At 68.4% G+C, this 10427-nt stretch carries 8 protein-coding genes and 1 tRNA gene; all 9 read left to right on the forward strand.

The features are described from left to right. The 9 genes from ABFX18_RS01160 to ABFX18_RS01200 all read left to right on the forward strand — a co-directional run bounded on the left by ABFX18_RS01160 (nucleotide 1) and on the right by ABFX18_RS01200 (nucleotide 10427). Nucleotides 1–1233, forward strand: coding sequence for an amidohydrolase family protein (locus ABFX18_RS01160; RefSeq protein ID WP_346057094.1), 1233 nt, complete (start codon nucleotides 1–3; stop codon nucleotides 1231–1233). Nucleotides 1234–1415: 182 nt separating this feature from the next. After that, the gene (locus ABFX18_RS01165; protein ID WP_346057095.1) at nucleotides 1416–3017 is read left to right on the forward strand and encodes an ABC transporter substrate-binding protein; all 1602 of its coding nucleotides are present in this window, start codon (nucleotides 1416–1418) and stop codon (nucleotides 3015–3017) included. A gap of 73 nt (nucleotides 3018–3090) precedes the next feature. Then, the gene (locus tag ABFX18_RS01170; RefSeq protein ID WP_090150780.1) at nucleotides 3091–4158 is read left to right on the forward strand and encodes an ABC transporter permease subunit; all 1068 of its coding nucleotides are present in this window, start codon (nucleotides 3091–3093) and stop codon (nucleotides 4156–4158) included. Nucleotides 4159–4160: 2 nt separating this feature from the next. Next, on the forward strand, nucleotides 4161–5147 hold the full coding sequence (locus ABFX18_RS01175; RefSeq protein ID WP_346057096.1) for an ABC transporter permease: 987 nt from the start codon (nucleotides 4161–4163) through the stop codon (nucleotides 5145–5147). Beyond that, nucleotides 5144–6841 carry a dipeptide ABC transporter ATP-binding protein gene (locus ABFX18_RS01180; protein ID WP_346057097.1) on the forward strand — a complete coding sequence of 566 codons (1698 nt, stop codon included), beginning with the start codon at nucleotides 5144–5146 and terminating at the stop codon, nucleotides 6839–6841. The genes ABFX18_RS01175 and ABFX18_RS01180 overlap by 4 nt, the downstream gene beginning before the upstream one ends. A gap of 208 nt (nucleotides 6842–7049) precedes the next feature. Beyond that, entirely contained in the window at nucleotides 7050–8954 is a 1905-nt protein-coding gene (typA, locus tag ABFX18_RS01185; protein ID WP_090150771.1) for a translational GTPase TypA, read from the forward strand. Between the two features lie 106 nt (nucleotides 8955–9060). Continuing rightward, nucleotides 9061–9696 carry a CG0192-related protein gene (locus tag ABFX18_RS01190; RefSeq protein ID WP_346057098.1) on the forward strand — a complete coding sequence of 212 codons (636 nt, stop codon included), beginning with the start codon at nucleotides 9061–9063 and terminating at the stop codon, nucleotides 9694–9696. 218 nt (nucleotides 9697–9914) lie between these two features. After that, a tRNA-Pro gene (locus ABFX18_RS01195) sits at nucleotides 9915–9988 on the forward strand. A 94-nt stretch (nucleotides 9989–10082) separates the two neighbouring features. Further along, entirely contained in the window at nucleotides 10083–10427 is a 345-nt protein-coding gene (locus tag ABFX18_RS01200) for a TraR/DksA family transcriptional regulator (RefSeq protein ID WP_211648813.1), read from the forward strand.

Genomic DNA, 10427 nt, shown 5'->3' on the forward strand with positions numbered 1-10427 from the left:
ATGACGCGATCGGCGAGCCTGCTCATCGACAACATCGGCGAACTCACCACGAACGACGATGCCGGGGGCGGTCGCCTGCACGATGCCGCCGTGCTGATCGAGCGGGATCGCATCGCGTGGGTCGGTGCGGCGGCCGACGCCCCCGCGGCCGACGAGCGCGTCGATGCCGCTGGGCGCGCGGTGCTGCCGGGGTGGGTCGACTCGCACACCCATCTCGTCTTCGCCGGCGACCGCACCGCCGAGTTCGAGGCTCGGATGGCGGGCGAGGCCTACGCCGCCGGTGGCATCAACGTCACGGTCGAGGCGACGCGCGCCGCGACTGATGCCGCGCTCGAGGCGAACCTCGAGCGACTGGTGGCCGAGGCGCGGCGCGGCGGCACCACGACGATCGAGACGAAGACGGGGTACGGCCTCACCGTGCGCGACGAGCAGCGCGCGGCCGTCATCGCGGGCCGGCATGTGGATGCCGTGACCTTCCTCGGCGCGCACGTGGTGCCCGCCGGCGCCGACCCCGAGGGGTACCTGGATCTCGTCACCGGGCCGATGCTCGACGCCGTCGCGCCGCACGTCAGCGCCGTTGATGTCTTCTGCGAGCGCGGTGCATTCGACGAGGCCGCGACGGAGCGGGTGCTCGCGGCCGCCGGGCGCGCAGGTCTCGCAACCCGCGTGCACGGCAATCAGCTCGGGCACGGACCGGGGGTGCGGCTCGCCGTCGGCGCTGGATCGCTCAGCGTCGATCATCTCGGGTTCCTCAGCGAGGATGATGTCTCCGCGCTGGCCGATTCCTGGGCCGAGTGGAGTGGGGGATCGGGACGCCGCGGCACGGTTGCGACGGTGCTCCCCGCGTGCGACCTCTCCACGCGGATGCCGCTGGCGCCCGCGAGAGCGCTGCTCGACGCGGGGGCGGTGCTCGCGATCGCCTCGAACGCGAACCCCGGCACCTCGTACACCAGCTCCATGGCGTTCTGCGTCGCGACGGCGGTGCTGCAGATGGGGGTGACCGTGCAGGAGGCGGTGCGCGCCGCCACGCTGGGCGGAGCCATCGCGCTCGGCATGGACCGAGACGGCTGGCGGGACCCCAGTGGCGCGGAGCAGGGCGCGGTCGGCGTGGTCGCGCCCGGTGCGCGGGCCGACCTGCAGCTGCTCGACGCGCCGTCAGTCACCCATCTCGCCTACCGGCCGGGGATGCCGCTGGTGCAGGGTGTGTGGCGGGCCGGGCAACGCATCGTGTGAGACGCCGCTCCATACGAGTGCTGGAGGGGTCCAGGAGGATCTGTCAGACAGATCGTCTCCACTTTTCCCAATGGGCGAGAGAGCCCCGCTAGGCTGCGAATGTTCAAACACCGGGCGCATCGACACCGTAGTGATGCGCGTTTCCCGGGTAGTGAGAGGGAAAAAGATTGAAGAAGACGATGATGTCTGCGGCCGCTCTGATGGGCGCCGCACTGCTGTTCACCGGGTGCGCCACGAGTAGCACCAGCGGTTCAGGCGAGGGCGGCGACGAGGGCGGTGACGCCATCATGATCGGCACGACCGACAAAGTCACGTCGCTCGATCCGGCCGGATCGTACGACAACGGATCGTTCGCGGTCATGAACCAGGTGTATCCGTCCCTGCTCAACAGCGAGTACGGCACCGCCGAGGTCACGCCGGACATCGCGGAGTCGGCCGAGTTCACCTCGCCCACCGAGTACACCGTGAAGCTCAAGAAGGGGCTGACATTCGCCAACGGCAACGACCTCACGTCGAGCGACGTGAAGTTCTCCTTCGACCGTCAGGTGGCGATCAACGACCCGAACGGCCCCGCGTCGCTGCTGGGCAACCTGGACAGCGTCGAGGCTCCCGACGACACCACGGTCGTGTTCACGCTCAAGAACGGCGACGACCAGGTCTGGCCGCTGATCCTCTCGAGCCCCGCCGCGCCGATCGTCGATGAAGACGTCTTCGCCGCCGATGCGCTCACCGGCGACGACGAGATCGTGTCGGGCAAAGCCTTCGCCGGCCAGTACGAGATCACCTCGTACAAGCTGAACGAGCTCATCGCGTACGCCCCGTTCGACGGCTACCAGGGCAACCTCGGCGAACCGGCGAACAGCGGCGTGAACGTCAAGTACTACGCCGATGCTTCGAATCTGAAGCTCGACATCGCGGGCGGGGCGATCGACGTCGCCTTCCGCTCGCTGTCGGCCACCGACAACGACGAACTGTCCAAGAACGACGACGTGAAGCTCGTCGAGGGCCCCGGCGGCGAGACCCGCTACATCGTGTTCAACTTCAACACGCAGCCCTACGGTGCGACCGCGCCCGACGCAGACCCGGCGAAGGCGATGGCCGTGCGCCAGGCCGCGGCCGACCTCGTCGACCGAGCGGCGATCGCGAAAGAGGTCTACAAAGACACGTACAGCCCGCTCTACTCGTTCGTGCCGGACGGCCTTCCGGGCGCGACCGAGCCGCTGAAGGAGATGTACGGCGACGGCGCCGGCGCACCCGACGCCGCGAAGGCCAAGCAGCGCCTCGAAGATGCGGGCGTCGAGACCCCGGTGCAACTCAGCCTGCAGTACAACGGGGATCACTACGGCCCGTCCTCCGGCGACGAGTACGCCATGGTGAAGACGCAGCTGGAGCAGGACGGACTCTTCGAGGTCGACCTGCAGCAGACGGAGTGGGTGCAGTACTCCAAGGATCGCACCGCCGACGTGTACCCGGCCTACCAGCTCGGCTGGTTCCCCGACTACTCGGATGCTGACAACTACCTCTCGCCGTTCTTCCTGAAGGAGAACTTCCTCGGGAACCACTACGACAACCCCGAGGTGAACGACCTGATCGTCGAGCAGCAGACGCAGACCGACGAGGGGAAGCGCATGGACGAGATCGGCAAGATCCAGGAACTCGTCGCGAACGATCTGTCGACGCTGCCGCTCCTGCAGGGCAAGCAGGTCGCCTACACGGGCACGGACGTCGAGGGCACCACGCTCGACGCATCGTTCAAGTTCCGGTACGCGCCGATCTCCAAGTAGCGCAGGCCGTGGCAGCGGGCTCCACCCTCGGGTCGGGGCCCGCTGCCATGGACCGACGCGAACAGGCTCTCACATGACTGCTCCCGCACCTGTCGTCGCGGCGCGACGCGCCCCGACCGGAGGTGGGCTCGGACGCTACGTCCTGATCCGCCTCCTGCTCATCATCCCGACCGTGTTCATCCTCGTCACCGTCGTCTTCTTCCTCATGCGCCTCACCGGCGACCCCATCACGGCAGCCCTCGGCGGGCGGCTCCCTCCCGACCAGCTCGCCGAGCGAGTGCACGAGGCGGGATTCGACCGACCGCTGATCGTGCAGTACCTCGACTACCTCGGCGGCATCTTCCGCGGAGATTTCGGCACGTCGATCACGGACAACCGCCCCGTCATCGAGATCCTGTTCCAGTACGGCTCCGCCACGCTCGAACTCGTCTTCTACGCGCTGATCGTCGCGTTCGTCATCAGCATTCCGCTCGGGCTCATCGCCGCATACCGGCGCGACCGCTGGCAGGACGCGGTGCTCCGCATCATGGCGATCCTCGCGTACGCGACGCCGATCTTCTTCGTCGGGCTGCTCCTCAAGCTCGTGTTCTCCGTCTGGCTCGGCTGGCTCCCGGTCGCGGGCCGCGCCGGCACGCGCACCGAGCTCGTCATGGGCGGCGTGGATGCGCCGACCGGCATCTACCTGCTCGATGCGCTTCGACTCGGCGACATGCAACTGGTCGGCGACGTGCTCTGGCACGCCGTGCTCCCCTCGGTCGCCCTGGGCCTGCTCACCGCCGGGGTGTTCCTGAGGCTCATCCGCACGAACGTCATCGGCACCTTCGGGCAGCAGTTCGTCACGAGCGGTCGTTCTCGCGGCGTGAGCGAGTACCGGCTCCTCACCAAGCACGCCTTCCGGCCCGCACTGATTCCGATCATCACGGTCATGGGCATGCAAGTCGCACTGCTGCTCGCGGGAGCCGTGCTGACCGAGACGACATTCGAATGGAAGGGGCTCGGGTTCATGCTCGCCGAGTACCTCAAAGCGCGCGATTTCGTGGCGGTGCAGGGCATCGTCGTGATGATCGCGGTCATCGTCGCCGTCACGAACTTCGTCGTCGACCTCGTCGCGGCCGCCGTCGACCCGAGGGTGAGGTACTGAACATGAGTATGCAAGATCTCCCCACGCCGTCGACTGCGACGCTCGCCGTCGCCGTCCCGCAGGGCCGACGAGTGCGCGACCGTCTGCCGGTGCTCACCCAACTGCGGCAGAGCGTCGGACTGCAGCGCGGCATGCTCGTCACCGGGCTCGCGCTCACGGCGCTGTTCGTGCTGCTGGCCCTCCTCGCCCCCCTGATCGCGCCCTACGGGTGGGCGCAGCAGTCGGTCGACGGCGTCGCGTTCGGCACCCAGCAGGCTCCGAATGCGACGAACCTGCTCGGCACCACGGTCTCGGGATTCGACGTGCTGTCGCGCGTGATCTGGGGCGCCCAGACCGCGCTGTTCGTCATCGCCGCCGCGATCCTGTGCTCGATCTTCCTCGGCATCGCGCTGGGTCTCGTCTCGGGGTACTTCGGCGGCTGGCTCGACCGCATCCTCGTCGTGCTCTGCGATGCCATCTACGCATTCCCGTCGTTGCTGCTCGCGATCGTCATGTCGATCGTGATCAGCCGCGGCCAGTCGACGCTGTTCGGCGGCATCCTCGCCACGGCGCTCTCCATCACGGTCGTGTTCGTGCCGCAGTACTTCCGCGTCATCCGCGCTGAGGTGGTGCGCGTGCGCTCCGAACCCTTCGTCGAGGCCGCACGCGTGATCGGCGTGCCGACCCGCCGCATTCTCATGCGGCACGTGCTGCGCAACTCGGTGCGGTCGCTGCCCGTCGTCGTCACGCTCAACGCCTCCGAGGCGCTGCTGACGCTCGCCGGGCTCGGCTTCCTCGGCTTCGGCATCGAAGCCACCTCGGCAGCGGAGTGGGGGTACGACCTGAACCGCTCGGTCGCGGATGTCACGAGCGGCATCTGGTGGACGAGCGTCTTCCCCGGCGTCGCCATCGTGCTCGTGGTGCTCGGCATCACGCTCGTCGGTGAGAGCCTCAACGATCTGTCAGACCCGCGACTGCGTCAGCGCCGCCGGGCAAAGGGAGCATCATGAATCGCATCGCCGAGATCACCGACCTCCGGGTGCGGTTCGCGACCGACGGGGAACCGGTCGACGCGGTCAAGGGCATCAGCCTCTCGGCCAGCGCCGGCGAGGTGCTGGCGATCGTCGGCGAATCGGGGTCTGGCAAGACCGTGACCGCGAATGCGCTGCTCGGGCTGCTCCCGGAGACCGCGACGATGTCGGGCGCGGTGATCGTGCGGTCTCGCGCCGGTGACGAGACCGACGTCGTCCACGCCTCCCATGCCGCGATGCGCGATATGCGCGGGAACGCCGCGGCAATGGTGTTCCAGGAGCCCTCGACGGCGCTGAATCCGGTGTACACCGTCGGGTGGCAGATCGCCGAAGGGTTGCGCGCCCACGGCCGCATCGGCAAGAAGGCGGCGCGGGCGCAGGCCATCGACATTCTCCGCCGCGTCGGGATCCCCGATCCCGAGCGTCGGGTCGATGAGTACCCGCACCAGTTCTCCGGCGGGCAGAAGCAGCGCATCGTGATCGCCATGGCGCTCGTGCTCAACGCCGGCCTCATCGTCGCCGACGAGCCCACTACCGCGCTCGATGTCACGGTGCAGGCCGAGATCCTCGAACTGCTGCGCATCTGCCGCGATGAATTCGGTGCGACGATCGTGCTCATCACGCACAACATGGGCGTCGTCGCCGACCTCGCCGATCGCGTCATCGTGATGTACCGCGGCGAGATCATCGAGGAAGCGCCGGTCGCCGAGCTCTTCAGCGCTCCGCAGGAGCAGTACACCCGCGACCTGCTGGCGGCCGTGCCGCACGTCGGCCACGGCAAATCGCTCACCCAGGCGCGCGAGGCGGGCGACGTCGTCGCCGAGTCCTCCGAACGCGACACCACCGGGCACCTCATCGTCGCCGAGAACGCCCAGATCGGGTACCCCTCCCGCTTCGGGCGGGGCGCCGTGGTCGCGGTGCACGGCGTCGACTTCTCCGTCGCACCCGGCGAAGTGGTGGGGCTCGTCGGCGAGTCGGGATCGGGCAAGACCACGATCGGCCGCGCCGTCGTCGGCCTGACGAAGGTCGTCGACGGGTCGCTGCGAGTGCTCGGCCTCGAGATGCGCGATGTGCAGCAGCGCTCGCTCGCGCCGCTGCGGCCCGACATCGGATTCGTGTTCCAGGATCCGGCGACGAGTTTCAATCCGCTGCTCTCGATCGCCGAGTGCATCGCCGAGCCGTTGATCGTGCACGGCCGCGCGTCGAGCCAATCCGCCGCGCGGGGTCGCGTCGACGAGCTGCTCGACGCGGTGCGCCTGCCCGCGAGCTTCGGCGATCGCTTCCCGCACGAGCTCTCAGGCGGGCAGCGCCAGCGGGCCTCGCTCGCCCGGGCGCTCGCGCTCGATCCGAAGCTGCTCATCGCCGACGAGCCCACCAGCGCCCTCGACGTCTCCGTGCAGGCGACGGTGCTCGAACTGTTCGTGCAGTTGCAGGCGGAGCTCGGGTTCGCGTCGCTCTTCATCAGCCACGATCTCGCCGTCATCGACGCGGTCTCCGATCGCATCATCGTGCTGCAGCAGGGACGGATCATGGAGCAGGGAACGACGGCCCAGGTGCTGAGCCGCCCGCAGAATCAGTACACGCAGGAGCTCCTCGCCGCGATCCCGGTGCCCGATCCGGCGGAGCAGCGTCGCCGGCGCGAGGCCGCACGTGCCCGCAAGCTGCGTGCGTAACGCCCGCAGCAGGGCAGACAATCGTCGAGGCCGGGCCGTGCGGCACGCACGTACACCCGGCCTCGACTCAGTATTCGCGGGTCGTTCTCGAAGAGACCCGCTAGAATAGTGCGTCGGCGTCTTTCGGCGCCACCGCGGGGCGATCCCGCTCCGTGGCCGGCATCCCGCCGCGCCGACGCTCACTCGTCTCGTTAGGACTCTACTACTTATGGCTCTCGCCACTCGCGATGACCTCCGCAACGTCGCCATCGTCGCACACGTCGACCATGGCAAGACCACCCTCGTCGACGCCATGCTGCGTCAGACCAACTCCTTCGACGCGCACACCGAGGTCGACGATCGGGTCATGGACTCGAACGACCTCGAGCGCGAGAAGGGCATCACCATTCTGGCCAAGAACACGGCCATCACCTACGAGGGCGAGCACGCCACCGGCGGGCCCATCATCATCAACGTCGTCGATACGCCCGGCCACGCCGACTTCGGCGGCGAGGTGGAGCGCGCGCTCTCGATGGTCGACGGAGTCGTGCTCCTCGTCGACGCCTCCGAGGGCCCGCTGCCCCAGACGCGCTTCGTGCTGCGCAAGGCGCTCGAGTCGAAGCTCCCCGTGATCCTCGCGGTGAACAAGACCGACCGCCCCGACGCGCGCATCGAAGAGGTCGAGGGCGAGGCGCAGGACCTCCTGCTCGGTCTCGCATCCGACCTCTCGGAGGATCACCCTGACATCGACGTCGACGCCGTGCTCGACGTGCCGACCGTGTACCTCTCGGGTCGCGCCGGTGCCGCCTCGCACGAGCGTCCCGGCGACGGCGAACTGCCGAACAACCCGGATCTCGAGCCCCTCTTCCAGACGATCCTGGAGCGCGTGCCGGCGCCCCAGTTCGACGACACGTTCCCGCTGCAGGCGCACGTCACGAACCTCGACTCGTCGCCCTTCCTCGGCCGCATCGCGCTGCTGCGCGTGCACCACGGCTGGATCAAGAAGGGCGAGACCGTCGCCTGGGTGCGCCACGACGGCAATGTGCAGAACGTGCGCGTCACCGAGCTCATGCTCACGAAGGCGCTCACCCGTTTCCCCGCCGAGAAGGCTGGCCCCGGCGACATTGTCGCGATGGCCGGCATTCCCGAGATCACCATCGGCGAGACGATCGCCGACGCCGAAGACGTGCGACCCCTGCCCGTCATCACGGTCGACGAGCCCGCGATCTCGATGACCATCGGCGCGAACACGTCGCCGCTCGTCGGCAAGGTGAAGGGCCACAAGCTCACCGCGCGCATGATCAAGGACCGCCTCGATCGCGAGCTCATCGGCAACGTGTCGCTGCGCGTGCTCGACGTCGGTCGTCCCGACGCGTGGGAGGTGCAGGGTCGTGGAGAGCTCGCACTCGCGATCCTCGTCGAGAACATGCGCCGCGAAGGCTTCGAGCTCACCGTCGGCAAGCCCCAGGTGGTCACCAAGGAGATCGACGGCAAGAAGCACGAGCCCTACGAGCACCTCACCATCGACACCCCTGAAGAGCACCTCGGTGCGATCACGCAGCTGCTCGCAGCGCGCAAGGGGCGCATGGAGAACATGGTGAACAACGGCACCGGCTGGGTGCGCATGGAGTTCATCGTTCCCGCTCGCGGTCTCATCGGCTTCCGCTCGGAGTTCATGACCATCACTCGCGGCACCGGCATCGCGAACGCGATCTCGCACGGCTACGGCGAATGGGCCGGAACGATCACGACCCGCAACAACGGGTCGATCGTCTCCGACCGCTCGGGTGTCGTGACGCCGTTCGCGATCATCAACCTCCAGGAGCGCATGAGCTTCTTCGTGCAGCCCACCGAAGAGGTCTACGAGGGCATGGTCATCGGCGAGAACTCGCGCTCCGAAGACATGGACGTGAACATCACCAAGGAGAAGAAGCTGACGAACATGCGTTCGGCTGCTGCGGACACCTTCGAGTCGATGACGCCGCCCCGCAAGCTCACGCTGGAGGAGTGCCTGGAGTTCGCCCGCGAGGACGAGTGCGTCGAGGTGACGCCCGAGAACGTGCGCATTCGCAAGGTCGAGCTCGCAGCGACCCTGCGTGCCCGCTCGGCATCGCGTCTCAAGAACCAGAAGTAGCACGGGTTCGCCCGGAGGGCCCCGACTCGCGCAGGGGCGCGGACCGGGGCCCTCGTGCTGTTCGGGACGCTCGACGCGCTCCGAGGGCCGGTCGTAGGATCGGATCATGTCGATCATTCACCGCACCACCCTGAGCCCGTCCAAGTACGATCTGCTCGCAGCGTGGCTGCCGGCGCAGCCGTGGTTCGCGGGCGATGCCGCACGACTCGCGCCCGTCGGCGCCTACCGCTTCGACGATCCCGAAGGCGAGGTCGGCCTCGAGGGTCACGTGCTCACCGCGGGTGATGAAGTCGTGTACCACGTGCCGCTCGCCTACCGCGGGGCCGCGTTGGACGACGGTGACGACTTCGTCGTCGGAACCATGGAGCACGGGGTGCTCGGTACGCGCTGGGCGTACGACGCGATCGGCGATCCGGTCTTCCGCGCAGTGCTCTCCGGCGCGATCGTGCGCGGCGAGCACGGCAGTCGTGAGTTCACGCAGGATGCCGAGGGGAACGCGGCCGAGCGCGAACCCTCGGTGCGGGTGCGGGGCACCGGGTCCGCGGGCGAACCCGTGCCCAGCCTCGCAGCGGTGCGGGTGCTCTCGGAGGGGGCGGCGACGATCGCCGAGACGGAGTTCGCTCGGCTCGCCGTGCACCGCGCGGTGGCGGTCGACGCCGGGGACGATCCCGTGGGCACGCTGAGCCTCCGAGGCGAGTGGCCGGGCGCGGTCCACGCGCTCCTGGCGTCGCTCACCGTCTGACGCCGCTGCACCGCTCCATCGCACGCCCACCGCTCCGCCGCACGCCCACTTCTCGGAGCGGGGTCACTTCAGGAGCGTGTTGCTCATCGATGAGGCTCGACACGCTCCGAAAGTGACCCCGCTCGCAGAGGGGAGGGAGGGGCGACACGTCCGGAGCGCCCCCGTTTTCGTGATTCGCAGGGAAACCGCTAGAGTATTCCTTGCGTGAAACACGCAATCGGGATGTGGCGCAGCTTGGTAGCGCACGTCGTTCGGGACGACGGGGTCGCAGGTTCAAATCCTGTCATCCCGACGGAAACGGCCCGGAACTGCGTTGAGAAATCAACGGGGTTCCGGGCCGTTGTCGTATGCTGAGGCCCATCGGGGCAGCGGCGGGAGGAGCGCACATGGAGCACGCAGACCGTGTTCGGGCGCTGCTCGTCTCCGAGCAGGATCGCATCGGCGCGCGCGTGTCGAAGCTGGAGCACGACATCGCCGCGTTGACGAGCGCTCGACGAAGCGCGGTGGACGACGACGAGCACGATCCCGACGGCGAGCCGTTGTCGGCGAGATGGTCGCTACTCGCCGGCCTGCTCGACTCCGCTCGCGACGACGCCCGACAAGCCGCGGACGCGCTGCGGCGGCTCGACGCTGGCACGTACGGCGTGTGCGCGCAGTGCGGAGAGCCGATTCCCGTCGGCCAGCTCGAGGTGCGCCCGTTTCGCGAGCGCTGCGTCGCCTGCACACCCTAG

Origin of the sequence: Leucobacter alluvii, assembly GCF_039530485.1 — a bacterium.
Lineage (GTDB): Bacteria > Actinomycetota > Actinomycetes > Actinomycetales > Microbacteriaceae > Leucobacter > Leucobacter alluvii.